Origin of the sequence: Novosphingobium percolationis (assembly GCF_020179425.1) — a bacterium.
GTDB lineage: Bacteria > Pseudomonadota > Alphaproteobacteria > Sphingomonadales > Sphingomonadaceae > Novosphingobium > Novosphingobium percolationis.
Map to the genome: position 1 here is coordinate 90,305 of NZ_JAILYM010000007.1, position 24,561 is coordinate 114,865.

Below are 24,561 nucleotides of genomic sequence, written 5' to 3' on the forward strand. Positions count from 1 at the left end.
AATGATTGTCAGGACCCTTTCAGGTGAATAGAGGTGCCGCCAGGTGCATTTCAGGTGCGTCTAGGTGTCGTTGAGGACAGGCTCGATCCAGTGGCAAAAAGAATTCTGGTTGTCGAGGACAACGACCTCAACCGCAAGCTGTTCTGTGACTTGCTCAAGGCCAACGGGTTCGAGGTGGAGCCCGTCGCTGATGGGCGCGAAGCCATTGAAAAGACGCGCTTGTTCGTACCAAATCTGGTGGTCATGGACATTCAGTTGCCCAATGTGTCAGGGCTGTCCCTGATCGAGCAGATCAAGCAGGACGACGAATTGCGCGCCATACCCGTCCTTGCCGTCACCGCCTATGCCGGCAAGGGCGACGAGGAACGCATCCGCGAAGCGGGCGCCGAAGGCTACCTCGCCAAGCCGGTGTCGATCGCGCCGTTCATGCAGGCGGTGAACAAGCTGCTGTAGTTACAGGAAGAACCGCTCGGCGACGAAGGTCGCCACCGTCAGGCACAATCCGGCCATGAATATCTTGTAGGCCATTGCAAGGAAACGATATTTCTTGCGCTGCAGGACCTGCCCGTTCTGGTAGATGTCGTGCAGCATGGTGCGGAAGATGGTCTCGTCGGCGCGCAGTTCGTCGAGCACCGAATCCATCCACTCGTCCTCGTCGACATGCGTGAAATAGCCGAAGAACAGCTTGTTGGGCTTGCCATGCAGCCGACTGGTGCTGGGGTTGCCCACCGAGGGCAGCACCGCGAACACCGCGCACAGGGCAGACGCGAAGGCGAACAGCGCCAGCACGCACAGCGACCATGGCAAGGCCCCGTTCTTCGCCTGCCCGACCGAGATCGTGAACACCAGGAACGTCGCGCCCATCAGGATCGATGCCTTGGCATCGGCCATCTGGCTCAACGTCAGGTTGATCTGCTGCGACGTGCGTACAAGATGGATCGCGTGATTGGAAAAGCCCGAGGGCGAAAGCGGCGATGGCGTGGCGACGACCCTGGGCGGTTCGTCCACAGTGGGCTTGTCCATGCTTTCCCCCCGCTTTTACGTATGTTCGTTGCCGCTCGAGCGATGCCACGTCCGCCCCGTCCTTGACAAGCTGGGCCACAAGCCGCTTTTCCGCCGTATTCATCTGGCAGGCGTCACGGGAAGCATTTCCGGGCCCCTGCGAGGCCCAGTGGAGACAGACAATGGATCGCGCCGCAACCGCCCAGAAGATCGCCGAAGTGATCGAGCCCTTCAACAAGAAGGGCGTTGCCCTGACCGATGCGACCACCTTTGCCGGTGACCTCGAATGGGACAGCCTGACCGTGATGGACTTCGTCGCGGCCATCGAGGACGAGTTCGACATCATCATCAGCATGAACCAGCAAGCCGAGATCGAGACCTATGGCCAGCTGATCGACGCGGTGACCAAGCTTCAGGGCTGAGGACAAAAGCGCACATGACCGACCTTTTCAGCAAGTTCGATCCCCTGATCGAACAGCGTCGCGCCCTGCTCGACACCGGCGTGACCGACCCGTTCAACCTGGTGATGGAGCGCGTGCTGTCGCCCACCCGCGCCATCTGCAACGGGCGCGAGACGATCCTGCTCGGCACCTACAACTACATGGGCATGACGTTCGACCCCGACGTGATCGCGGCGGGCAAGCAGGCGCTCGACGAGTTCGGGTCGGGCACCACCGGCAGCCGCGTGCTGAACGGCACCTATGCCGGGCACAAGCTGTGCGAGGACGCGCTCAAGGAGTTCTATGGCATGGACCATGCCATGGTGTTCTCAACCGGCTACCAGGCCAATCTGGGCATCATCAGCACGATCGCCGGCAAGGGCGACTACATCGTGCTCGACATCGACAGCCACGCCTCGATCTGGGACGGCTGCAAGATGGGCGATGCCGAGGTGGTGCCGTTCAAGCACAACGACATCGTCGCCATGGAAAAGCGCCTGAAGCGCATTCCCGAAGGCGCGGGCAAGCTGGTCGTCCTTGAAGGCGTCTATTCGATGCTGGGCGACATCGCGCCGCTGAAGGAGATGATCAAGGTCGCCAAGGACAACGGCGCGATGGTGCTGGTGGACGAGGCGCATTCGATGGGCTTCATCGGCCCCAACGGGCGCGGCGTGGCCGAGGAACAGGGTTGCCTCGATGACGTGGACTTCGTGATCGGCACGTTCTCGAAATCGGTCGGCACGGTCGGCGGCTTCTGCGTTTCGAACCACCCCAAGTTCGAGATCATGCGGCTGGTCTGCCGTCCCTATGTCTTCACCGCCAGCCTGCCGCCGAGCGTGGTGCACACCGCTGCGACCAGCATCCGCAAGCTGATGCATGCGGGCGACAAGCGCGCGCATCTATGGGAAAACAGCCGGACGCTGCACAAGGCCTTGCGCGACAAAGGCTTCCAGCTTGGCACCGAGGAGGCGCAGAGCGCGATCATCGCGGTGATCATGCCCGATCTGGAGCGCGGCGCGATGATGTGGGAAGCGCTGCTGCGCGAAGGGCTGTACGTCAACCTCGCGCGCCCGCCCGCAACGCCTGCGAACATGACGCTGTTGCGCTGCTCGCTGTGCGCCGAGCATTCGGCCGAACAGGTGCAGACGATCATCGGCATGTTCGAGCGCGCCGGAAAGGCCGTGGGGATCATCTGATGGGGGTCTGGGCGCAGGCGGGGGCGCCGGTGCTGGCGAGCGCAGTCTCGCTCTGCGCCGCGCCTGCCACCATGGCGCAGGCCGCCGCCGAACCCGCGCCGCTGCAGAGCGCGATGGTCGAGGATCCTTGCGCGCTGGGACCGAACCCCGGCGACTGGGGCGCGCTGTGCCACTACCAGCGCGCCGACCGGGAAGTTGCCGCCCCACCCCGCGCGGTGTTCATTGGCGATTCGATCACCCAATACTGGCTTGCGGCCGGCCCCGCGCTGTTTGCCGACGGCGTGGTCAACCGCGGGATCACCGGACAGACGAGCGCGCAGATGCTGGTGCGCTTCACCCAGGACGTTGTGCGCCTGCGCCCGCGCGTGGTCCACATCATGGCCGGAACCAACGACGTCGCCGGGAACAAGGGCCCGACCAGCGCCGCCGAATACGTCAATGCGATCAGCGCGATGGCCGACATCGCCCACGCCAATGGGATCGCGGTGGTGATTGCCAGCGTGCTGCCCGCAGCCGCGTTTCCCTGGCGCCCCGGGTTTCGCCCCGCGGCGCAGATCGAGGCGCTCAATCGCTGGCTGCGCGCGTTCGCCAAGGCACGCGGATACGTCTTTGCCGATTACCATGCGGCGATGGCCGATGCCGAAGGCGGCATGAAGCCCGGGCTGGCAGGCGATGGCGTGCACCCCTCGCCCGAAGGCTATGCCATGATGGAGCCGATCGCGCTGGCCGCGCTGGCGCAGGCCGAAAAGGCAGCTGGCGGCGAGAAGCGGCGGCGGTAGCAGACGCCGCGCCGTGCGGGCCGAGGTGGGACCGGCCGGCTAGACCAAGGGCGCGCTTTGGCCCACGATCGTTACCCGCGTGCCCGGCGTGTTGTCGGTGATCGCGACTTCGCCGTGGAGTTGCTTGGCCAGCGCATTGACGATGCCTGTGCCCAGGCCCCGCGTGATCAGCGCCGGCGAGATCGGCATGCCGATCCCGTTGTCGGTCACCGACAGGCGCCAGCCGGTGGACGTTGTGTGACAATCGACCGCGATAATGCCGCCATCCCGCCGATCAGGGAAGGCGTGCTTGAGGCAGTTTATCACAAGCTCGGTGACGATAAGGCCAAGGCTGATCGACATCGCGCTGCTCATGATCGTGCCATCGGCGTCCACGGTCAGGCGGATCGCGGAAGGATCGCCGATCAGCGAGGCACCGATGCTCTTGCACAGCTCCTCGAAGTAGGGACCGATGGGGACATCATCGGAATCGCTGATCGCCAGCTGGTGCTGGAGCGTGGCGATCGACATCACGCGTCTTTGCGCATCGTGGAGATGATTGCGCGCTTCTTCGGACTGCACGTGCCGCGCGCTCTGCATCAGGACGCTGGCGATGATCTGCAGGCTGTTCGCAACGCGGTGGCGCAATTCCTGCAGGAGCAGTTGCTTGTCATGGATGAGATCATCCTTGATGCGCTCCCCGCGTCGCAGGTCGGTGACATCGGCAACGCCTAGAACCGCGTGGTTTCCCGCGCTGTCAGGCAGATCCAGCTGGTGCGCGCTCAAGACCAGCTGTCGTGGCGCGCAGCCTTGCTGCACGAAATCCATCTCGCAGTTGGCAACCGTGGTCCGCAAGGCTGCGGAAGCTTCCTTCAATGCGCGCAATTCCGGCACATTCCATTCGCCACCGCCGATGGCGAAGATGGGTTTGCCCACGATGTCCACCGGATCCAGTCCGAACGCGCGACAGAAGGAACCGCTGACCGCTTCGACGCGCCACCCGCCATCGAGCAGTACGAGCGGGGTGGTTGAAGACATGACCAGCGCCATGCCAAGCCCATTGGCCATGGTCGGGCCGACCGGAATGAAGCTGTCCATGCGATGCGCCTCCGGTGCCCAGAGACTTGCGGAGTGCAAGCCATTACCCGCCGAACCGGACGCCGTTTACAGGACGTCGGCGCCAAGTCTCGCAACGAGATAGCATGGCTTTCAGTCAGGCACTAACGACAATTCCCGCACCGACATTTACGCCAAGACAAATGCGCACGTGCTTTATTGATACTCAACATCAGTTCAATCGGAATCAGACTTCAAGAATTTTTCATCCCGCAAGACAAATTCTGCAGGATTGAGCGTGATGAAGCCATCGTCGCGCACCCGGTATCCGCTTGAAGTTCCCTACCCCTCGGCCTGCCTCTGGGCCGCCATGGCGCGTGCGTAAGCCGCGCGCGTGCTGACGCGTTCGAAATAGGCCTGCATCCCCGGGGTCACGAACTCGGCAAGGCCGATGCCCAGCGCGAGCTTGATCGCATAGGCGAGCGAGACGTCGGCCATGGTGAAGCGACCTGCGGCGGCGTAATCGCCGTCCATCATCGTTTCGGCGTTGCGCAGACGGGCGCCAAACCATTCGGCATAATCGCGGGCGATCTCGGGACGGCGCGCTTCAGGCGCGGCAAAGACGGCGTAGCGCAAATGGATGGTCTGGGGGAAGGTCAGCGTCGCTTCGCCCATGACGAGGAAGTTGAGGTAGTCGGCATAGCCGGGCTCTTGCGGCGACACGGCGAGCGGGGTTGGGCCGTACTTCGTTGCCAGATAGTGCGGGATCGCCGCGCTTTCGGTCATGCGGCGGCCACCGTCGAACAGCACCGGGATCGTGCCCAGCGGGTTCAGGTCCTTCATCCCTTCGTGCCGCGCGCGTGGCGGGAACGGAAGGACGTGGAGTTCATAGGGCAGGCCCATTTCCTCGAGCGCCCAGAGGGCACGGAACGAGCGGGCGTCGCGGCAATGGTAGAGTGTTATCATGCCTGTGAGTTTAACCCGCATGGGCGGGTTGGCAAGATGGTGGGCGGGGCGGCTCGCCCACCCACCTGCGACTAGGCCCGCCTGGCGACGGACCAAGTCTCGCGGCCCCGCCCGCTTGCGGGAGAGGGAGAGGCGCTCAGGGCTGCGCAATCACGGCGTGTTCGCACTTGGCGTTGGCCTGCTTGCCGTTGCCGCCGCCAAGCATGGAGGCGGCAACGAAGCCGCCTATGACGAGGACGACGAAGCCGACAGTGACGAGGCCCAGGTACTTGTCGATGAAGCGCTTGATCGGGGCGCCGAACAGGCGGAACAGCACGCCCACGACCATGAAGCTGATCGAGCGCGAAACGAGGCTTGCCAGCAGGAACGGCACCAGCGGCATGGAAATGAAGCCCGCTGTGATCGTCAGCAGCTTGAACGGGATGGGCGTCGCGCCCTTGATCACGATGATCTCCACCCCGTATTCGCGCAAGTAGCAGGCAGCCTTGGGGAAGCTCTGCGTGAGGTGCAGCGCGGCGAGGAGCTGCGTGCCGATGCTGTCGTAGAGGAAGTGCCCGATGGCATATCCGAGCACTCCACCCAGGACAGAGGCGATCGTGGCGATGGCGGCGAAGCGCACCGCCTTCTTCGGTTCGGCCAGGCACATCAGGCCGAGCAGCGGGTGCGGCGGGACCGGGAAGAAGCTCGCCTCGACGAAGGCGACGAGCGCGAGCCACAGTTCTGCGTGGGGGTGCGCGGCCTTGGCGATGGTCCAGTCGTAAAGTCGGCGAAGCATCGGTTTCAGGCATCCCTTGCGCATGGTGCGGTGCGAAAGCGCTTTACCCGGCCCCAAATGAAAGCGCCAGAACCCGGTGCTATTAACCCATTTGGCACTTTTTCATTGACATCGTCACGCTCGATAGGTACATAACAAGAACATCGCGAAGGTGTGAGTCGCCGCAGAGGCGGTCCTGCTCCTGACGCGTCCCTTTTCGACATAGCAGCGCGAGGATGGTTCATGGCCGACCCGAAACGGCCTTCGCCCGGCAAATGCCGGACGGAGATCAGTGCCCGGCTTGCGAGCACCGAAGACAAACTCAACCGTCACTGGCGCACCGCCTTTCTGGATGCGCTGGCCGAAACGTCGAACGTGACCGCTGCCGCTGCGGCGGCAGGCGTGCATCCCAGCCGCCCCTACAAGGTGCGACGCGTCGAGCCCGAGTTCGCCCGTGCCTGGCGCGCGGCATTGCTGGAGGGATACGAGCACCTGGAAATGGAGCTGCTGCGCCGGATGCGCTTCGGCGAAGGCAAGGACGAGGAGCGCAAGTTCGACAACGCCACGGCCATGCGCCTGCTGGCGCAGCACCGCGACAGCGTGGCGCGAGAACTGGCCCAGCGCGAGAACGAGGACGTCGCCGCGATCCGCGCCTCGATCGACGCCAAGCTGCGCAAGATGCGCGAGAACATTCTCGCCCGCCGCGCGGCCGAAAGCGCGGCCCATGGATGAGGCGGAACCGCTGGATTGGATCAGCGCGGCGCACGAACCCGAGATCGCGGAGGAGCTGGCGACGCTGAGCGAGCAGGAACTGCGCGAATGGCGCTGGCACTGGGGGCTGAAGGCGCGGGCCGCGCAGCTGCCGCCGCCGGGCGACTGGCGCGTGTGGCTGCTGCTGGCCGGGCGCGGCTTTGGCAAGACGCGGACCGGAGCGGAGTGGGCCAATGCCGTGGCCGAGCACGATCCCGCGGCACGTATCGCGCTGGTGGCGGCCAATCTGGGCGAAGCGCGATCGATCATGGTGGAGGGCGAAAGCGGGATCATGGCGGTGATGGCGCCGCATCGTCGTCCAGTGTTCGAACCTTCGCTGCGGCGGCTGACCTGGCCGAACGGGGCGCAGGCGCAGCTCTATTCGGCGGCCGAACCCGAATCGCTGCGTGGGCCGCAGCATAGCCATGCCTGGTGCGACGAGATCGCCAAATGGGACAACGCATCGGGCCGGGCCGAAAGCGCCTGGGACAACCTGATGATGGGGCTGCGGCTGGGCCGTGACCCGCGCGTGCTGGCAACGACCACGCCGCGCGCCGCGCCGTTGGTGCTGCGCCTGATTGAGGAGGCCAAGCGCGGCGGCACGGCCATCACGCGGGGCAGCACCTACGATAACGCGGAACATCTGCCGGAACGCTTCATCGAGGCGATGCGGCAGAACTATGGCGAGACGCTGCTCGGGCGGCAGGAGATCGACGGCGAGATGATCGACGATCTGCCGGGCGCGCTGTGGACGCGGGCCATGCTGGAGCGCTGCCGCGAAGCGGCCGGCGCGCCGCTGACGCGGATCGTGATCGGCGTCGATCCGCCAGCCAGCGCGCAGGGCGATGCCTGCGGCATCGTGGTTTGCGGATTGGGCGAGGACCGCGTGGGGCGCGTGCTGGCCGACCTTTCGGTCGAGCGGCCAAGGCCCGAGCGCTGGGCGCGCGCCGTGGCCGAGGCGGCGCGGGGCTGGTCCGCCGACCGCGTGGTAGCCGAGGCCAACCAGGGCGGCGACATGGTCGCGGCGGTCCTGCGCGCGGCCAACGAGACGCTGCCGCTGCGGCTGGTCCACGCCAGCCGGGGCAAGACAGCACGGGCAGAGCCGGTGGCAGCGCTCTACGAGGCCGGACGGGTCCGTCATGCCGGGCTTTTCGCGCGGCTGGAAGACGAGCTTTGCGCCCTGATGCCGGGCGGCACCTACCAGGGGCCGGGCCGATCGCCCGACCGCGCCGACGCCTGCGTCTGGGCGCTGACCGAACTGATGCTGGGGCAGGCCGGCGAGCCACGAGTCTGGTTCGACTGATCCATTCGACACGCGAAAGGTATTCCATGTCCTTCTTCGACAGCCTGGCCGCCGCCTTCAAGGGCGGGGCGGTGACCGCGCGCGCGCCCTTGGGGCGCAGCTACATCTCGCCCTGGGCGGAAGCGTTCGACTGGCGCGGCGGCGATGCGCGCGGGCCCATGAACTATCCGACGGCAACGCGCGAGGCATACCTGGGCAACCCGGTGGCGCAGCGTGCGGTGCGGCTGGTGGCCGAGGGCATCGGCGGCGCGCCCGTCAATGCCTCGCATCCCGAAGCCGCCGCGCTAGTCGGTGCGACGAGCGCAGGACAGGCGCTGCTGGAGACGCTTGCCAGCCAGATGCTGCTGCATGGCAACGCCTATGTGCAGGTGCTGCGCGATGCCGAGGAAGCGCCCGCCGAGCTGTTTGCGCTGCGGCCCGAGCGGGTGAGCGTAGTGCCCGATGCGAGCGGCTGGCCGGTGGCCTTCGCCTACAAGGTGGGCGAGCGCGCGCTGACGCTGCCCGCGCTCGACGATTTCGGCCAGCCCAACGTGATCCATATTCGCGGCTTCCACCCGACCGACGACCACTATGGCGCCGGGTGCCTGGAAGCGGCGGACGATGCGGTCGCGGTGCACAACGCCGCCTCGCGCTGGAACCTTTCGCTGCTCGACAACGCGGCGCGGCCCTCGGGCGCAATGGTCTACGATCCCGGCGAGCCGGGCGCGACGCTGAGCGCCGACCAGTTCGAGCGGATCAAGAGCGAGCTGACCGCCGCCTATACCGGGCAGAGCAACGCCGGACGGCCGATGCTGCTGGAAGGCGGGCTGAAGTGGCAGGCGATGGCGCTGACCCCGGCGGACATGGACTTCGCCACGCTGAAGGCGGCCGCCGCGCGCGACATCGCGCTGGCCTTCGGGGTGCCGCCGATGCTGCTGGGCCTGCCGGGCGATGCCACGTACGCTAACTATCGCGAGGCCAACCGCGCGCTATGGCGGCTCACGCTGCTGCCACTGGCCACCAAGATCCTGTCGGCGCTGGCAGAGGGGCTGGCGGGCTGGTTCCCCGGCCTGACGCTAGGCGTCGATCTCGACCGCGTGCCTGCACTGGCAGAGGACCGCGAGCGGCTGTGGAGCATGGTCAGCGGTGCCGACTTCCTCTCCCCTGCGGAGAAGCGGACGATGCTCGGCCTCGCGCCGGAGGTCGCACGGTGAAGCGCGAGGATATGCTCGCCCGCCTGCTGGCGCAGGCCGAGACCGAAGGGTCGGAACTGATCACGCTGCGCGCGATCGTGGAGGAAGCGAGCGACCTTGGCGCCAAGCGCGTGCTGGAGCGCATGGGCCTGGCCGACGAGGGCGCCCACGAGGACCTGACCGAACTGCGCGAGCTGTTGCAGGCCTGGCGCGATGCCAAGGCCAGCGCGTGGAAGGCCGCAGTCGACTGGCTGGTACGCGGCGTGCTGGCGTTGCTGCTGATGGGCATCGCGGTGCGTGTCGGCTCGCCAGGGCTGCTGCAATGAGCGCGGAGCAACCCTTGCGCTTTGCAGGCTATGCAGCGGTGTTCGGCAAGCGCGACAGCGGCGGGGACACGATCCTGCCGGGCGCATTTGCGGCCACATTGGCGGCGCGCGCCGAGGCCGGGCAGCGACTGCCACTGTATTGGCAGCATCGCCCCGACCAGCAGATCGGCTGGATCGAGAGCGCTGCGGAAGATGCGCGCGGCCTGCGCGTCATCGCCGAGGTGACGGCCACCGACACCCCTGCCGCCAAGGCGCTGGCGCGCGGCGCGGTGGACGGCCTGTCGTTCGGATACCGCGTCCGTGAGGGCCAGATCCGTCCCGGCGGGCGCGAATTGCGCGCGCTCGACCTGTTCGAAGTGAGCCTCGTTTCGAAGCCGATGCAGCCGCTGGCGCGGGTGCACATGGTCAGCCCGCCGCCTGCGGCCTGACACTTTCCGACTTTTTCCAAGGGCCGCCCGTGGGGTGGCCATCCCTAGCAGAAAGGACGTTCAGCCCCATGGACATCGAAAACCTCAACGCGATCGCAGACGCGATTGCGTTCGAAACCAAGGCCGACGCGCTCGAGGGCTCGTTCGACCTGGCCGCGCGACAGGAAGCGCACGACGCCGCGCTCGCCATGCTGCGCGGCGAAGTGGAGGAAGTGAAGAGCCGCCTCGAGCGGGTCTATCGCGCTCCTGCCGTTCGCCCGATGCTGGGCGCTGGCGCTACCTCGGTCGAGCTGAAGGGCTTCGTCGACGGCTACTTGCGCGCAGGCCGCGAAACCGAGCTGAAGTCGCTGTCGCAGGGAGTGCCCGCCGATGGCGGCTATGCCGTGCCGCGCGAGATCGACGAACTGATCGCGCGCCGCCTGCTCAAGATCAGTCCGGTGCGCTCGGTCGCGTCTGTGGTGCAGACCAGCACCAGCGGCTTCCGTCGCCTGCTTTCGACCGGCGGCACCGCTTCTGGCTGGGTCAGCGAAACGGCGGCGCGTCCCGACACCGCCAGCCCCAAGCTGACCGAGATTGCGCCGCCGATGGGCGAGCTTTACGCCAACCCCTCGGCCACGCAGGCGATGCTTGATGACGCGGCCTTCGACGTCGAATCGTGGCTGGCTGGCGAAATCGCCGGCGAGTTCGCGCGGGCCGAAGGCGCGGCGTTCATCAACGGCAGCGGCACCAACCAGCCCAAGGGCTTCCTCCAAGCCGGGTCGAGCACCGCCAACGACGCCACGCGCAGCTATGGCACGCTGCAGCACATCGTTTCGGCCAACGCGACCGGCTTCGACGCCAGCCCCGATGCCAAGCTGATCGACATGGTGTTCTCGCTGCGCGCAGGCCTGCGCCAGGGCGCGGTGTGGATGATGAATTCGGCAACGCTCGCCGCCGTGCGCAAGTTCAAGGCGCCGGACGGCACCTTCCTGTGGCAGGCCGGCATTGTCGATGGGCAGCCCAACCGCCTGCTCGGCTACCCGGTGATCGAAGCCGAGGACATGCCGGATATCGGCGCGGGCGCCACCCCGATCGCCTTCGGCAACTTCAAGGCCGGCTACCTGATCGCCGAGCGCAGCGCGACCCGCATCCTGCGCGATCCCTATACCAACAAGCCCTACGTCCAGTTCTACGCCACCCGCCGCATCGGCGGGCAGGTGCTCGACAGCGATGCGATCAAGCTCCTGAAGATCTCCACCTGATCGGCTTGCCCCGCTCCCTGGTGTGCGCGTCCTTCCCCAGCGCGCATTCCTGACTTGCGCCCGCGACGGTGGCTTTCCCGTCGTCGCGGGCGGCTTTTCCCATTTCCCCCAGAAACCGGAGATTGCCATGAAGCGGGCAATTGTCGCGCCGCCCTCGCTGGCCCCGGCGGCGCTTTTGGAACTGAAGGCGTGGCTGGGCATCAGCTCCAGCCGCGACGACGCGGAATTGACCGCGCTGATCATGGCCGCGCTCGATCTGTGCGAGGGCTTCACCGGCGCGATGCCACTGCAGTCCGGCTGCGAGGAAATCCTGGCAACCTCGGGCGAATGGCAATCGCTTTCGACCCGGCCGGTGCAGGCGATCACCGGCGCGGCGGCGCTTTCGGCCAGCGGGCAACGCACGGCGCTGGGGGCGGGCGACTATGACGTCGACCTGACCGCCGATGGCACCGGCCTGTTCCGGCTGCGCCGTGCGACCGACCAGACGCGCGTGGCCGTGACCTTCACCGCCGGAATGGCGACGGGCTGGGCAGGCCTGCCCGACGCGCTGCGCCAAGGCATCATGCGCCTTGCCGCGCACGAGCATCGCCGCCGCGACGCCGACAAGCCGGGCGAGGCCGCGTCACCCCCCGCCGCGATCGCGGCGCTGTGGCGGCCGTGGCGGCGGATGCGGCTGGCATGAGGGCCACCACGGACTTCGCCGACTTGCGGCAGCGGTTGCTGGCCAGGGCGAAGGCGCTGGCCGCCGCGCGTGCCGCGAACCTCGCCGCGCGGCATTCGCCCGCAAAGTGGCGCAGCGCGGCGCTGCTCTGGCCCCTGTTCGGAAAGGACTGACCGATGGAAATCGCCTTTCGTTCGGCGCTGCTGGCCTGGCTTCAGGCCGACCCGGCGCTCAGCGGCAACCTCAACGCCGTGGTCGAGGAAGCGCCTTCGCGCACGGCGCTGCCGTGGCTTGCGCTGACCGCCAGCGCCAGCACCGACTGGAGCACCAAGACCGAAGCCGGGCGCGACATCCGCGTGGCGCTGGAGCTGAACTATCGTGGCGACGATCCGCTGTCGGAAGCGGCGCTCATCGCCGCGATCGAACGGCGGGTGGAAAGCCTGCCTGCCGACCAGAGCGCGGCGGGATTTCGCATCGCCAGCCTGATGTTCCTGAAAGGCCGCGCCGAACAGCGCGGCGAGGCCCGGCGCGCGCTGGTGCTGGAATACCGCGTCCGCGTGATGGCCGCCTGACCCCCAACGACAGAGGAGAACCGACATGGCTGCCCAGAAGGGAAGCGCCTTCCTGCTCAAGATCAGCGATGGCGCAGCAACGCCCACCTACAACACCGTCGCAGGTCTGCGCACCACGCAGATGTCGATCAACGGCGAGGCCGTGGTCATCACCAGCAAGGATTCGGGCGGCTGGCGCGAACTGCTTTCGGGTGCGGGCACTCGCTCGGTGACGGTCAGCGCGGCCGGGATCTTCCTGGGCAGCGCGGCCGAGACGCAAGTGCGCGGCAATGCGCTGGCGGGCACGATCGCCGACTACGAACTGTCGTTCGAAGGCGGTGAGAAGATGCGCGGCCGGTTCCTCGTCCAGCGGCTCGATTACTCGGGCGATTTCAACGGCGAGCGCAACTACACGATGACGCTCGAAAGCTCTGGCGCGGTGGCGCAGGCATGAGCGCGGGCGCAAACCCACATCGCGGGGAAGCGGCGCTGGTGCTCGACGGGATCGAACACGTCCTGCGCCCGACCTTTGGCGCGCTGGTCGCCGCCGAGGAGGAACTGGGGCCGTTGTTCGCGCTGGTCGAGCGCGCGAGCGCAGGTCATCTGAAACTGGCCGAGCTGGCGGCGCTGTTCTGGCACTGCCTGCGCGATCGCGACGGGGCCGACCGGACGGCGTTCTGCGAGGCGCTCGCCCGTGCCGGTATTGCCGCCTGCGCGCCGGTGCTGCGCGCGCTGCTGGTGCAGGTGCTCAAGGGCAAGGCGTGAGCGAGCGGTTCGGGCCCGGCGCAGCGCGCCTTTCGGGCCATGTCGCGCTGCTGCTCGGCTGGCCACCCGAACGCTTCTGGCGCGCGACGCCCGAGGAACTGGCGACGGTGCTCGCCGCGGCAATGCCCTCCCCCGACGGCGGTATCGACCGCCAGACGATCAACGCCCTGATGGAGCGCGAGCGACATGGATAACCTCGACACTCTGGTCGTCGATGTGCGCGCAAGCACGGACGGCTTCGACGCTGACATCGGCAGGATGCGCAACAGCTTCGACGGCATTCTCGTCGAAGGCTTCGCCAAGGGAGGGACGACGCTGGAGCGCAGCCTAGCCAGCGCGATCCGCAAGGGCAGCCTCGGCTTCGAAGATCTGGGGCGCATGGCGAACCAGGTGCTGGATGGCATTGCCGGGCAGGCGCTGCGCGCGGGGCTGGGATCGCTAGGCCTTGGGGGCGGCGGGAGCGATGGCGGATTGGGCGGTGGCCTGACCTCGCTGATCGGCTCGCTGTTCGGCCTTCCAGGACGTGCGACCGGCGGGCCGGTGGCGCCAGGGCAGGCCTATGTCGTGGGCGAGCGGGGGCCGGAACTGTTCGTACCCACGTCCGCCGGGCGGGTTGAGAACGGCGCGGGCGGGGCACCGCGCAACGTGAACGTCTCGATCCGCGTGGTCGCCCCGGCAGGGTCCAGCCAGCCCGAAAGCCTGCGGCGTTCGGGGCGGCAGGTGGCGCAGGCGGTGCGCCGCGCGCTCAGCGACACTTAGAATCGGAGATTGCCATGAGTTTCTGGCTCGCCAGGAAACGGACGGTCCAGCAGACCGACATGATCCAGCGCTTCGACCCGCGCTTCTGGACGGTGGATTTTCCCCGTCCGGCGATGGCGTCGGTGGTGGTTTCAGCCCCGGATGCGCTGCGCGTCGACGCGGTGTTCCAGAAGCGAAACGACCTTGTCGGGCTGATCTGGGAAAGCGAGGACCGCTGGGACCACCCGCTGCTCGCCTACGATACCGACCGAGACTATGCGCGCACGACACTGTCGTTCCGATGGCGTTCGTCCGGGGTGCTGCCGCTCGATCTGGTCAACGGGCCGACGCTGACGATCGAGGGGCGTGATGCCGCAGGTGCGGGGCGGACCTGGTACGTGCGGCTGTGGAACTATGCCATGGGCACGCCGACCGATGCCCAGGTGACGCTGCCGTTCTCCGCGCTGGAGGGCGGTTTCTCGCTTCCGGCAGACGCCGACCCGGTGCATCCGGCGGCGATCGACCGGATGTTCGTGTCGCTCGCCCCTGCCGGATATGCTGCGGCGGATGCCTCGCCGTTCGCGACCGCGCTGACCGGCTGGGCCGAGCTTTCGCAGATCCGCTGCGACGGGCACCGACCGATGCTGAACATGGGCGACGTGATGGTGCCACCGCATGGCCTGTCGATCGCGACGGGCTATGACGATTGCTACAACCAGACCCCGTCGCGGGTGGTCCGTCAGGCGCTGGGGCTGGGCTATCGCGGGAGCATCAACCACTACGTCGGAATGAGCCACTTCATGCCGCTGGCGCCCGATGGCGCGGGCGGCTTCGTGGTCGATCCGGTGCTGCCCGCGATGAATGCGGCGGCCGAGGCGTGGCATGGTGCTTTCCTCGCCGAAGCGAAAGCAGCCGGCTATTCGGTGATCCTGTCGCAGTCTTTCGAACTGCTGGCGCAGCATTGCCCTGCGGCCTGGCAGCAGCGCACCGCGAGCGGAGGGGCGGCGCGGACCGCGTGGTTGCCACCCTCGGCGCTGCTTTCGCCTGCGCATTCGGGCGCGCAGGGCTGGCTCGCCAAGGTGGCGCGGCGGCTAGTGGCCTTGCAGAAGGCCGCAGGCTTGCCCGTGCGCTTTCAGGTGGGCGAGCCTTGGTGGTGGATCACGCCGGGGCGCGAGATCTGCGTCTATGACGATGCTGCCAAGGCAGCGTTCGGCGGCAGTCCGGTGGCGATCCCCGACATGGCCGCGAGCCTGACCGCGCCGCAGAAGGCTCTGCTTGAAAGTGCGGGCGCGGTGCTCGCGAGCGCAACGGCGGCGCTGACGGCAGCGGTGCGGTCAGAGGCGGGCGCGGCGGGTGCCGAAGTGCTGCTGCTGGCATTTCTGCCGACAGTGCTCGATCCGCAATTTCCCGAAGCGCGGCGCGCCAACCTGCCGATCGGCTGGGCAAGCCCGGCTTTCGATACGCTCCAGCTGGAAGACTACGACTGGCTGACGGCGGGCAAGGAGGCGCTGCGCGCGGCCGGGCGGGCAGCCGTCGAGGCGCGGCTGGGATATGTACGCGCGCAGCAGCACTTCCTGTCGGGCTTCGTGCTGTTGCCGGAGAATGCCGAGGCCGAATGGGCGCGGATCGACGCCGCTGCCAGCGAAGCCCGTGCGCTGGGCGTGGCCGAAACCTTTATCTGGGCGCTGCCGCAAGTGGCGCGCGATGGCTTCACCCGCCTGCCCGACGCCAGCGAGGATCAAACCATGCAACCTTTCGACGATGTCCTGTTCCCCATCGCGCTCGGCCGTGCGGCAACCGTGACGCCCGAGTTTTCGACCAACGTCACGATCACCGCATCGGGTTTCGAGCGGCGCAACAGCCTGTGGTCGGATGCGCGACTGCGCTTCGATGTGGGGCCCGGCGTGCGATCCGAGGCTGAACTGGGCGAGTTGATCGCCTTCTTTCGGGCGCGACGTGGCCAGGCGCGGGGGTTCCGCCTGCGCGATCCGTCGGACTACAGCTCCAACGGCATGACCGGCACGCCGACCGCGCTCGATCAGGTGATCGGCTCGGGCGACGGCGCCAAGGCTCGGTTCGAACTGATCAAAGCCTATGGCGACGGCGCGGACCTGCAGACCCGGCGCATCACGCGGGTACGGGCGGAGAGCCTGAAAGTCAGCGTGAATGGCATCGAGGTGGGCGGCTGGACGCTGGCCGACGGCGGCGTTGTGATGTTCGCGACCGCTCCCGCGGCTGGCGCAGTAGTGCGGGCGGGCTTCCTCTTCGATGTGCCGGTGCGGTTTGCCGAGGACCGGCTGGATGTTTCGGGCGCCGCCTTCGCGGCAGGCGAGGCGCCAAGCGTGCCGCTGGTCGAACTGCGCGAGGAGGCCTGACATGGCGGAGCGTACGCGCATCTGGTTCAGCCAGCCGCTGGAGACGGCGGCGGTGTGGTGGCGGATCGAACGCGCCGACGGCTTCGCGCTCGGCTTTACCACGCATGACCGCGACCTGTGGTTCGACGGGCTGCTGCACCGCACGGCACCGGGCATGACGCCCTCCTCGATCCGCAAGACCGGTACGCTGGAGCCCGACAGCGCCGAGATAGCGGGCGCGCTCAGCCATGATTTGATCCGCGAGCAGGATCTGACGGCTGGACGCTTCGACGGCGCGTCGATCGCGATGGGACTGGTCGACTGGCAGACGCTGGAACGGCAGGACATCTACCGGGGCACGATTGGCGCGGTCGGGATCGAGGGCGCCGGCTTTTCGGCCGAGCTGAAATCGCTGAAGTCGGTGTTCGAACGCGAGATCGTACCGCGCACCTCGCCGACGTGCCGCGCGGAATTCTGCGAGGTCGGTTGCACTCTTTCAGCCACGCGCTTCACTGCCGTGCATGCACTGGCCGCGATCAGTGACACGGGTTACGCGATCCGTATCGACGGCGCAGTTGCGCTCGACGACCTCGTATTCGGAAAGCTGCGCGCGCTTGGTGGACCGGATGCCGGGCTGTGGCGACGTGTCGAAGGCAGGGACGGCGATTGGCTCCTGCTCGACCGCCCGCTCGATCCGACGACCAGTGTCGGCACACGCATGACCGTGCGTCAGGGGTGCGACCACATTCTGCAGACTTGCGCTGCACGGTTTGCCAATGCGGTAAACTTTCGGGGCGAGCCGTTCCTGCCGGGCAATGACCTGCTGGCACGCTATCCACTGGCGGGCGCATGAATGCCGCCTTGGCAACGGCGGCCATCAGCCTGATCGGAGTCCGCTACCGCCTGCATGGGCGCAGCGCGGACGACGGTCTCGATTGCGTGGGGGTGGTGGCCGCGGCCATGATCCGGGCAGGGTATCGCGTGGTCGCGCCGCAGGGCTACACGATGCGCCAGGTCGATTGCAGCGGGTTTGCCCTGTTCGCCCCGCTGAACGGGTTCGAGACCGTCGAACGCGAGGGCGATCTGGTCCTCGTTCGAGCCAATCCGGTACAACCTCACCTTCTGATCCGCGTGCCCGACGGGTTCGTCCATGCGCATGCAGGCCTGCGCCGCGTGGTTTTCCTGCCGGGCGAAACGCCTTGGCCCATCGCTGGCGAATGGCGACTTCGCTCAAACTAGGACATTCAAAATGGCGACATTGCTTCTCACGGCTGCGGGTACCGCGCTGGGCGGCCCCATCGGTGGCGCGATCGGTGCGCTGGCTGGACGCGAAGTGGACAGCATGGTTCTGGGGGGGCGCGCCGTCCATGGCCCCCGGCTAAAGGACGTCTCGGTCCAGACGTCGAGCTATGGCGACGCGCTGCCGCTTCACTTCGGCACGGTCCGCAGCGCGGGCACCGTCATCTGGTCGACCGAACTGATCGAGCAGGAAGCACGGTCGGGCGGTGGCAAGGGGCAGCCGACCGTTACGACCTACACCTATTCGGCCTCCTTCGCGGTCGCAGTGGCAAGCCGCCCCATCGGCAGCATCGGGCGCATCTGGGCAGACGGGAACCTGCTGCGCGGTGCGGCAGGCGATCTCAAGGTCGGCGGCACGATGCGGCTGCACACCGGCTTTGGCGACCAGGACGCCGACCCGCTGCTCGCCCAGGCGGAAGCCGCAGGCCACTGCCCGGCCTACCGCGGCATCGCTTACGTGGTGTTCGAGGATCTGCAACTTTCCGACTTCGGCAATCGCATTCCTTCGCTCACGTTCGAGATTTTTGCGGATGCGACAGGGTGCGACGTAGCAGCGATTTGCCAGAGCATCCTGCCCGATGCGCGCTGCACGGGACTTGCCCAGACCTTCGCCGGATTTTCGATCGATCAGGGCACGACAGGCGACACCATCGCTGTGATCGGCAGGGCGATCCCGATTTCGGCCTGGCTCTCCGGCGAGACGCTGGTGCTGGCGGATGCCATGTCTGCCACGACGGTTCCGCCGATGCTTCCCCTGCCCGCAGCCGGGGAAGACGCAAATGCCCAGGATCTGAAGAGCGGCGGTTGGTCGCGGCGACGCGAGCCCCTGCCACGCGCGCGCCAATGCGGTTTGCGGTATTATGATGTCGCGCGCGACTATCAACCGGGCCTGCAACGCGGGAAGGGGCGCAGCGAGCAGGGCGACCTGACCATCATCGATCTGCCCGCAACCTTAGCGGCGGAACACGCGCGCACGCTGGCGGACAGGGCCAGCCAGCGCCTGTCCCGTCCGACCGAGACCCTAGCCTATCGCACGACGACGATCGATCCCGCGCTGTTCTCGGGACCCGTCGTCCGGACGCCGATCAGCGCAGGCGCTTGGCGGATCGACGACTGGGAGTGGCAGAAGGACGGCGTCGTGCTGCAGCTGACGATGCTGCAGGACATCGCGTTGCCCGCCACGGATGCCAGCACCGATGCGGGACGTCACAACCCGGCCGTGGACGCCATCGTCACGCCGACGCAGTTGCAGGCCTTCGAACTGCCGTGGGACGGAACGGGCAACGGCAATGTCTCTGTGGTGTTCGCTGCAGCCTCCAGCAGCGGTGCCGGTTGGAAGGGGGCTGCTCTGTTTGCACCCGTCGGGTCCGGTTCGGGGGACCTCGCCCCCCTCGGCACAACGGGTCGCAGACGCGCCACGACCGGCATCACCCTCAACGCGCTAGGGCTCGCATCGCCGTTGCTGCGCGACCTTTGCTCGACCCTCGACGTGCAGCTTGCGGCGGTCGACCTCGATCTGAGCGGGGCCACGCTTTCCGCCATCCTAAATGGTGCCAACCGGGCGCTCGTGGGTGAGGAAATCGTCCAGTTCGCCAAGGCCGCCCCCCTTGGCTCAGGTCGCTGGCGCCTCTCAGGGCTACTGCGCGGTCGTGGCGGAACCGAATGGGCGATCAGCAGCCATGTGGCAGGGGAGCCCTTTGCGCTTCTGGACTCGCCGCTTGTCTCCATAAGTGCAGAGGCGCTCGCGGGGAGCGCCGGTCCGCTTCTGGCCGTTGGCCTGAACGACACAACGCCTGTATCGGCGGAAATCAGCTGTGCAGGCGCAACACTCCGCCCCTTGAGCCCGGTTCACGGCAAGGTCGCCTTGGAGCCAGACGGTTCTGTGACCCTGAGCTGGGTGCGCCGCGCACGAGGCGCATGGGCCTGGTCCGACTTCGTCGACACCCCGTTGAACGAAGAGCGCGAAGCGTGGGACGTGGTGCTCGGCGATCTGGCCGCCCCCCTGGCCCGCTGGACCTGCAGCGTTCCGCGACTGTCAATCCCAGCGAGCGATCTACCAGCGCCGCCGTCGTCGGGCGCGCAGTTCAGCATACGCCAGATCGGGCGCGCATCGCTTTCCCCGGCGTTGACGATCGCCTTCCCCGCATGACCTTCCTTTTCCCTGGAGCCGTTCCATGACCGACCCGCAAAGCTTTCCCTCCGCGACGACCCATCACGCACTGCCATTGCTGTTCGCTGGGCAGAGTCAGAAGGAGACGACCGTCAACGAAGCCCTCGCCCTCGTCGATATCCTGCTCAACCCCGTGATCGAGGCGACCGTTTCGACTCCTCCCACCACGCCAACGATCGGGAAAGCCTGGATCGTCGGTCCGTCCCCCAGCGGGTCATTTTCCGGCCATGCGGGGCAGATTGCCGCATGGACGAACGGTGGCTGGCGCTTCCTGTCGCCGGTCCGCGGAATGTCGGCGCACGACACCGAGCACGATTGCACGATCCGCTTCACCGATGCCTGGAGCCGCGTGATCGCGCCTGCGCCGCCGAGTGGCGGTACCGTAGTCGACACCCAGGCGCGTGCCGTCCTTGCCACAGTACTGTCCCTGCTCGCACAAGCGGGCATTTTTTCGTCACCCTGACGGAACCAAAACGGAGAGGTTGCATTTGGAGGGGCACATGAGGGCGTTTCCACTGCGCTTTTGTCGTCCAAACAACACGCAGCAGTTGTTTTTCGGCAACAGTTTGGCTCGGTGCCCGCTTGCACGAATACAACAGAACCGATAGACATGAACAACGACGTGGCGTGATTTCGCTAAAAGGGGAAACGATAATGCGGAAACTGGTCCTTGGCTTTGCCTTGGCGTCGACAGCGATGGCGACTCCGGCTCTCGCTCGGAATGATTCCTGGTACGTTGAAGCCGATGGCGGCGCGATGATCCTGGAAAATTCCGAAGCCACCATTGGTGGCGTTGAAAACGCGGCGACTCTCGACAACAAGACGGGCTACGATTTCGGTGGCATCGTCGGTTACGACTTTGGTGGCTTCCGCCTGGAAAGCGAAGTCGGCTATCGCAGCGCTCAGAACGACTCGCTGACCGTCGGCAACACCACGTTCAACCGTGATGACGACACGCTGCGCGGTCACGCGCGCGCTCTGAGTTACATGGTCAACGGCCTGCTCGACTTCGGCGATGACGATGGCCTTCAGGGCTTCATCGGCGGCGGTGTTGGCGTCGCGAACGTCAAGTACCATATCATCAAGAGCTTCGGCGGCGTCGATGACTCCGACACCAACTTTGCCTGGCAGGCGATCGCGGGCGTCCGCGCTCCGCTTTCGAAGCACTGGGACGTGGGCCTGAAGTACCGCTTCTTCAACGTCAACAACGTGAAGCTGACCGGCAACTACGCACTTGCCGGCGTGCCGGTTGAAACGCGCTTCCGCTCGCACTCGCTGCTGGGCACGCTCGCCTACAACTTCGGTGGCGCCGAGCCGATGCCGGAGCCGGCTCCCCCGCCGCCCCCGCCGCCCCCGCCGCCGGCTCCGGTCTGCAACAAGGGTCCGTACATCGTGTTCTTCGACTGGGATAAGTCGGACATCACGCCTGAAGCGGCAACCATCCTCGACAACGCGGTCACGGCCTATGGCAACTGCGCCAGCGTTCCGATCATGCTTGCCGGTTACACCGACCGCTCGGGCACCCCGAAGTACAACCTGGGCCTTTCCTCGCGTCGTAACGCGTCGGTCCAGTCGTACCTGACCTCGCACGGCGTCCCGTCGGCTGCGATCAGCAGCCAGGCATTCGGCGAATCCAACCCGCGCGTTCCGACCGCCGATGGCGTTCGCGAACTCCAGAACCGTCGCGTGGAAATCACGTACGGTCCGGGTTCGGGCATGTAATTCTGCTTCTGCGGAAATAAATGCGAAGGGGGCCGGAGAAATCCGGCCCCTTTTTCGTTATCAGCCGAGTCGTTGTTATGGATGGAGGTTAGCCATGCGCCTGCGATCAATCATGCCGTTGAGTGCCGCCCTTCTGGCCTCGGCCGGATGCGCCACCACCGCAGCAACCAATCACGAACTCGCAAGAGCAAGCATCGCTGATGCGAGCGGGCGCGCAATCGGATCTGCACTGATTTCCGACCGTGCGGGCATTGTGACCCTTACGGTCCAAGTGACCGGCCTAAAACCAGGCCCCCACGGTATTCACCTCCACGCTGTCGGCCAGTGCGTTGCCCCTACCTTCGCCAGCGCTGGCGGCCACCTGAATCCGGGTATGCACCAGCACGGCGTGCAGAACCCAGCTGGCTCGCACTTGGGCGATCTTCCCAACATTGCGGTTGCTGCTGACGGAGCCGGCGCAGCTACCATCATGCTGCCGGGCCAATGGGCGGAACTCTCGCCGCATATTTTCGACACGGACGGTACCGCTGTGGTAATTCACGCAGGCCCGGACGACTATCGCTCCGACCCGGCTGGCAACAGCGGTGGGCGGATAGCGTGCGGCGTCCTGAGCCCGGCGTGACGCCGGGCCCAGTTTACCCCAACGCCATCAGGTTCCGATCTTCCGCTCGCGACGCCGGCAATCCTGCCAGGACAAAAGCAGTGCGCCGAATGCCAGCGGGAACAGCAATAGCATCGCGCCAAGGCCGACACGCAGGCTGCTGAATTCGGTCGAGATCCGACCCGCCGCATATGGCCCCATGGCAAGGCCGAGGATCGTCGCCCCAAGAAAGAACGCAGCCGTTGCCGTGGCGCGGATCGATGCCGGGACGATGTTGACCATCGCCCCCGACGCCCCCCCCAGGCCGACGCTCATCAGAAACCACATTGGGAAGATGCAGAAGAGGAAGACCGTCGGCGAGTTGGTGGTCAACGAGACCAAGTTAGGGGCGACCGAAAGCGCGGACGCGCCCAGCACGACGAGAACTCTGCGCGAATTCTGTCCGTTGACGCCCACCCGGTCCCCTAGCGCGCCACCTGCGATGACGCCCAGCGCGCCGCCCATGGCCGCCATCCCCCCAACCACCAGCGCGACGGCCGTTGGCGAGATGCCATGGTACTGCATCGCAAACAGCGGCCCGAACGCCGAACTGGCGTAGGATATCGCGCTGATCAGGCCGTACCCGATATTGAGACCGACGATCGACTTCGACGCCCAGATCACCTCGAAAGCAGGCGGATCGTCACGACGGAGCGCACAAGCCCACGAATAGATTGCGTAAATGCCGGTGCCCAGCGCGATCCACTGCACCATATCGCCAAGCAAAAACGTCAAAGCCGCAACACTTGCGGCGATCACGCCAAGACCGACAATGTTTTCCAGCAACGCGCGGCCGCCACGCCTCGCCGCAGCAACGATCGTGAACGGCGGAACGATCGTCCCGAGATCGGCGACAAACGCACCGAATGCGAGCCGGGGCGGGACATCGGGCACCACCACCCCCTCGAACCGGCCACGACGGGGCTCGCGCAAGCTGCGCACCCACATCGACAGCAGCAGGCCTGGCACGCCCACCGCGAGGAACGCCGCCTGCCAGCCAGCAAGGTCGAAGGGACGCGCGCCTACGGGGAATGCCCGGTTCCAGGCACTCGCGATCGACGTGCCGAGGAACAGCGAGATGCCGCCGCCCAGATAGATTCCGGCTGAGTATATCGCGATGGCAGTCGCCCGCCGCCGCGGTGGGAAGTAGTCCGAGAGCAGCGAATAGGCACATGGCCCAGCCGTCGCTTCGCCAACGCCCACGCCGATCCGGGCCGCGCCCAATTGCATGAAATTGCCCGATAAGCCCGACAGGGCGGTCATCCCGGACCAGAGCGCAAGACCCAGCGAGAGCAGCCTCGTGCGGGCATAGCGGTCGGCCAGCTTGCCGAGCGGGATCCCGAACAGGGCATAGAACACGCCGAAGGCGGTGCCATAGAGAAAGCCGAACTGACCGTCATCGATCTTGAGATCGTGCTTGATGTCGACAGCCAGAATGGTCAGCAACTGCCGATCAACGAAGTTCAGCAGACAGACCAGGACCAGCACGCCCAGCGCGTACCAACTATACCTTTCCACCCGAGCGGCACTGTCCGTCCCGGCATCCTTTTCCTCACCCATATTTTGTCCCGTCTTGCAGGCCCGCCTCTTCAAACCCGGCACGACGCAGACGGCAGCTGTCGCATTGACCGCAAGCGCGGCCATCGGGAAGGGGATCGTAGCACGACCAACTCTGGCCTGCATCAAGTCCGAGACGCGCAGCTTCGCGCGCAATTTCCGACTTTTTCAAGTGTTGGAGCGGCGCGTGAACCTTGACCGTCCCACCCTCCGAACCGACGCGCGTCGCAATGCGGGCCAGTGATTCGAAGCCGGCGACGAACTCTGGTCGGCAATCAGGGTAGCCTGAATAATCGAGCGCGTTCACGCCGATGAACAGATCGCTCGATCCTGCCGCCTCGGCCCATGCCAACGCGAGCGAGAGGAATACGAGGTTGCGCGCAGGCACGTAGGTTACCGGGATGTCGTCACCCACTCCATCCTTGGGTACGTCGATGTCGGCTGTCAGGGCCGAGCCGCCGAATTGGCGCAGGTCGAGCGGCAGGATCACGTGGCGCTCGACCCCCAGCCGCGTCGCAATGATGCGGGCAGCGTCCAGTTCGATGCGATGTCGCTGGTTGTAGTCGATCGTCAGCGCCAGAACGCGAAAGCCCTGCTCGATGGCCAAGCCGGCACAGACCATCGAATCCAGGCCACCCGACAGCAGCACCACGGCGAGCGGCGCCTCGGCGCCCGTTTCCAATTGCTTCATGCAGAGGGGCTAGCCCGCGCG

30 protein-coding genes are annotated in these 24,561 nt (G+C 66.5%); 24 read left to right on the plus strand and 6 right to left on the minus strand.

The annotated features are described in order from the left end of the window. Nucleotides 1-90: 90 nt before the first annotated feature. Nucleotides 91-453 (plus strand): response regulator, encoded by a 363-nt coding sequence (locus K3A84_RS17005; protein ID WP_225010611.1) that lies wholly within the window; start codon nt 91-93, stop codon nt 451-453. On the opposite strand, the gene K3A84_RS17010 is transcribed toward K3A84_RS17005, so the two are convergent. Next, nucleotides 454-1,023 carry a Pycsar system effector family protein gene (locus K3A84_RS17010; RefSeq protein ID WP_225010612.1) on the minus strand — a complete coding sequence of 190 codons (570 nt, stop codon included), beginning with the start codon at nt 1,021-1,023 and terminating at the stop codon, nt 454-456. It lies immediately after the preceding gene. A 161-nt stretch (nt 1,024-1,184) separates the two neighbouring features. Between K3A84_RS17010 and K3A84_RS17015 the strand changes: the two genes are divergently transcribed. The 3 genes from K3A84_RS17015 to K3A84_RS17025 are packed head-to-tail and all read left to right on the plus strand — an operon-like array spanning nt 1,185 to nt 3,417. Then, complete coding sequence (locus K3A84_RS17015) at nt 1,185-1,424, plus strand: acyl carrier protein (RefSeq protein ID WP_225010615.1); 240 nt, start codon at nt 1,185-1,187, stop codon at nt 1,422-1,424. A 14-nt stretch (nt 1,425-1,438) separates the two neighbouring features. Then, nucleotides 1,439-2,638 (plus strand): serine palmitoyltransferase, encoded by a 1,200-nt coding sequence (spt, locus tag K3A84_RS17020; RefSeq protein WP_225010616.1) that lies wholly within the window; start codon nt 1,439-1,441, stop codon nt 2,636-2,638. Continuing rightward, nucleotides 2,638-3,417: a GDSL-type esterase/lipase family protein gene (locus tag K3A84_RS17025; protein WP_225010618.1), complete on the plus strand. Its 780-nt coding sequence runs from the start codon at nt 2,638-2,640 to the stop codon at nt 3,415-3,417. The genes spt and K3A84_RS17025 overlap by 1 nt, the downstream gene beginning before the upstream one ends. 39 nt (nt 3,418-3,456) lie before the next feature. Here the strand turns inward: K3A84_RS17025 and K3A84_RS17030 are convergent, their stop codons facing one another. The 3 genes from K3A84_RS17030 to K3A84_RS17040 all read right to left on the minus strand — a co-directional run bounded on the left by K3A84_RS17030 (nt 3,457) and on the right by K3A84_RS17040 (nt 6,193). Beyond that, nucleotides 3,457-4,494, minus strand: a complete 1,038-nt coding sequence (locus K3A84_RS17030; protein WP_225010619.1) for a sensor histidine kinase — start codon at nt 4,492-4,494, stop codon at nt 3,457-3,459. A gap of 300 nt (nt 4,495-4,794) precedes the next feature. Continuing rightward, a complete protein-coding gene (locus tag K3A84_RS17035) occupies nt 4,795-5,418 on the minus strand; it encodes a glutathione S-transferase family protein (protein ID WP_225010620.1) in 624 nt (207 codons plus the stop codon). 136 nt (nt 5,419-5,554) lie between these two features. Then, nucleotides 5,555-6,193: a YqaA family protein gene (locus K3A84_RS17040; protein ID WP_225010621.1), complete on the minus strand. Its 639-nt coding sequence runs from the start codon at nt 6,191-6,193 to the stop codon at nt 5,555-5,557. A gap of 222 nt (nt 6,194-6,415) precedes the next feature. On the opposite strand from K3A84_RS17040, the gene K3A84_RS17045 reads away from it, so the two are divergent. From K3A84_RS17045 to K3A84_RS17140, 20 genes are all read left to right on the plus strand, one after another. Further along, entirely contained in the window at nt 6,416-6,904 is a 489-nt protein-coding gene (locus tag K3A84_RS17045; protein WP_225010622.1) for a hypothetical protein, read from the plus strand. Further along, a complete protein-coding gene (locus K3A84_RS17050) occupies nt 6,897-8,225 on the plus strand; it encodes a DNA-packaging protein (RefSeq protein WP_225010624.1) in 1,329 nt (442 codons plus the stop codon). The genes K3A84_RS17045 and K3A84_RS17050 overlap by 8 nt, the downstream gene beginning before the upstream one ends. 26 nt (nt 8,226-8,251) lie before the next feature. Further along, on the plus strand, nt 8,252-9,418 hold the full coding sequence (locus K3A84_RS17055; protein WP_225010626.1) for a phage portal protein: 1,167 nt from the start codon (nt 8,252-8,254) through the stop codon (nt 9,416-9,418). Beyond that, a complete protein-coding gene (locus tag K3A84_RS17060; protein ID WP_225010627.1) occupies nt 9,415-9,723 on the plus strand; it encodes a DUF6127 family protein in 309 nt (102 codons plus the stop codon). The genes K3A84_RS17055 and K3A84_RS17060 overlap by 4 nt, the downstream gene beginning before the upstream one ends. Beyond that, a complete protein-coding gene (locus K3A84_RS17065; protein ID WP_225010629.1) occupies nt 9,720-10,151 on the plus strand; it encodes an HK97 family phage prohead protease in 432 nt (143 codons plus the stop codon). The genes K3A84_RS17060 and K3A84_RS17065 overlap by 4 nt, the downstream gene beginning before the upstream one ends. A 68-nt stretch (nt 10,152-10,219) precedes the next feature. Beyond that, complete coding sequence (locus K3A84_RS17070; protein ID WP_225010630.1) at nt 10,220-11,392, plus strand: phage major capsid protein; 1,173 nt, start codon at nt 10,220-10,222, stop codon at nt 11,390-11,392. Nucleotides 11,393-11,519: 127 nt separating this feature from the next. Next, nucleotides 11,520-12,074 (plus strand): head-tail connector protein, encoded by a 555-nt coding sequence (locus K3A84_RS17075; protein ID WP_225010631.1) that lies wholly within the window; start codon nt 11,520-11,522, stop codon nt 12,072-12,074. Continuing rightward, a complete protein-coding gene (locus K3A84_RS17080; protein WP_225010633.1) occupies nt 12,071-12,226 on the plus strand; it encodes a hypothetical protein in 156 nt (51 codons plus the stop codon). The genes K3A84_RS17075 and K3A84_RS17080 overlap by 4 nt, the downstream gene beginning before the upstream one ends. A 3-nt stretch (nt 12,227-12,229) precedes the next feature. Then, nucleotides 12,230-12,625, plus strand: coding sequence for a DUF3168 domain-containing protein (locus K3A84_RS17085; protein WP_225010635.1), 396 nt, complete (start codon nt 12,230-12,232; stop codon nt 12,623-12,625). Nucleotides 12,626-12,650: 25 nt separating this feature from the next. Then, complete coding sequence (locus K3A84_RS17090) at nt 12,651-13,058, plus strand: phage major tail protein, TP901-1 family (RefSeq protein ID WP_225010636.1); 408 nt, start codon at nt 12,651-12,653, stop codon at nt 13,056-13,058. Further along, nucleotides 13,055-13,369, plus strand: coding sequence for a gene transfer agent family protein (locus K3A84_RS17095; RefSeq protein ID WP_225010638.1), 315 nt, complete (start codon nt 13,055-13,057; stop codon nt 13,367-13,369). The genes K3A84_RS17090 and K3A84_RS17095 overlap by 4 nt, the downstream gene beginning before the upstream one ends. Further along, entirely contained in the window at nt 13,366-13,563 is a 198-nt protein-coding gene (locus tag K3A84_RS17100; protein ID WP_225010640.1) for a phage tail assembly chaperone, read from the plus strand. Before K3A84_RS17095 ends, K3A84_RS17100 begins: the two co-directional genes overlap by 4 nt. Continuing rightward, a complete protein-coding gene (locus tag K3A84_RS17105; protein ID WP_225010641.1) occupies nt 13,556-14,128 on the plus strand; it encodes a tail tape measure protein in 573 nt (190 codons plus the stop codon). Before K3A84_RS17100 ends, K3A84_RS17105 begins: the two co-directional genes overlap by 8 nt. 14 nt (nt 14,129-14,142) lie before the next feature. Further along, complete coding sequence (locus K3A84_RS17110) at nt 14,143-16,482, plus strand: DUF2460 domain-containing protein (protein ID WP_225010642.1); 2,340 nt, start codon at nt 14,143-14,145, stop codon at nt 16,480-16,482. Nucleotide 16,483: 1 nt separating this feature from the next. Next, nucleotides 16,484-17,314 carry a DUF2163 domain-containing protein gene (locus K3A84_RS17115; RefSeq protein WP_225010643.1) on the plus strand — a complete coding sequence of 277 codons (831 nt, stop codon included), beginning with the start codon at nt 16,484-16,486 and terminating at the stop codon, nt 17,312-17,314. Then, a complete protein-coding gene (locus K3A84_RS17120; RefSeq protein ID WP_225010644.1) occupies nt 17,311-17,700 on the plus strand; it encodes a peptidoglycan endopeptidase in 390 nt (129 codons plus the stop codon). Before K3A84_RS17115 ends, K3A84_RS17120 begins: the two co-directional genes overlap by 4 nt. A gap of 10 nt (nt 17,701-17,710) precedes the next feature. Beyond that, nucleotides 17,711-19,909 (plus strand): phage tail protein, encoded by a 2,199-nt coding sequence (locus K3A84_RS17125; RefSeq protein ID WP_225010646.1) that lies wholly within the window; start codon nt 17,711-17,713, stop codon nt 19,907-19,909. A 25-nt stretch (nt 19,910-19,934) separates the two neighbouring features. After that, a complete protein-coding gene (locus K3A84_RS17130) occupies nt 19,935-20,393 on the plus strand; it encodes a DUF2793 domain-containing protein (protein ID WP_225010648.1) in 459 nt (152 codons plus the stop codon). A 191-nt stretch (nt 20,394-20,584) separates the two neighbouring features. Next, nucleotides 20,585-21,652: an OmpA family protein gene (locus K3A84_RS17135; RefSeq protein WP_225010650.1), complete on the plus strand. Its 1,068-nt coding sequence runs from the start codon at nt 20,585-20,587 to the stop codon at nt 21,650-21,652. 94 nt (nt 21,653-21,746) lie between these two features. Next, a complete protein-coding gene (locus tag K3A84_RS17140) occupies nt 21,747-22,274 on the plus strand; it encodes a superoxide dismutase family protein (RefSeq protein ID WP_225010651.1) in 528 nt (175 codons plus the stop codon). Nucleotides 22,275-22,301: 27 nt separating this feature from the next. Here the strand turns inward: K3A84_RS17140 and K3A84_RS17145 are convergent, their stop codons facing one another. Both K3A84_RS17145 and queC read right to left on the minus strand, forming a co-directional pair. Further along, nucleotides 22,302-23,852 (minus strand): MFS transporter, encoded by a 1,551-nt coding sequence (locus K3A84_RS17145; protein ID WP_225010653.1) that lies wholly within the window; start codon nt 23,850-23,852, stop codon nt 22,302-22,304. Next, nucleotides 23,845-24,540 carry a 7-cyano-7-deazaguanine synthase QueC gene (gene queC, locus K3A84_RS17150; protein ID WP_225010655.1) on the minus strand — a complete coding sequence of 232 codons (696 nt, stop codon included), beginning with the start codon at nt 24,538-24,540 and terminating at the stop codon, nt 23,845-23,847. The genes K3A84_RS17145 and queC overlap by 8 nt, the downstream gene beginning before the upstream one ends. Nucleotides 24,541-24,561 lie beyond the last annotated feature (21 nt).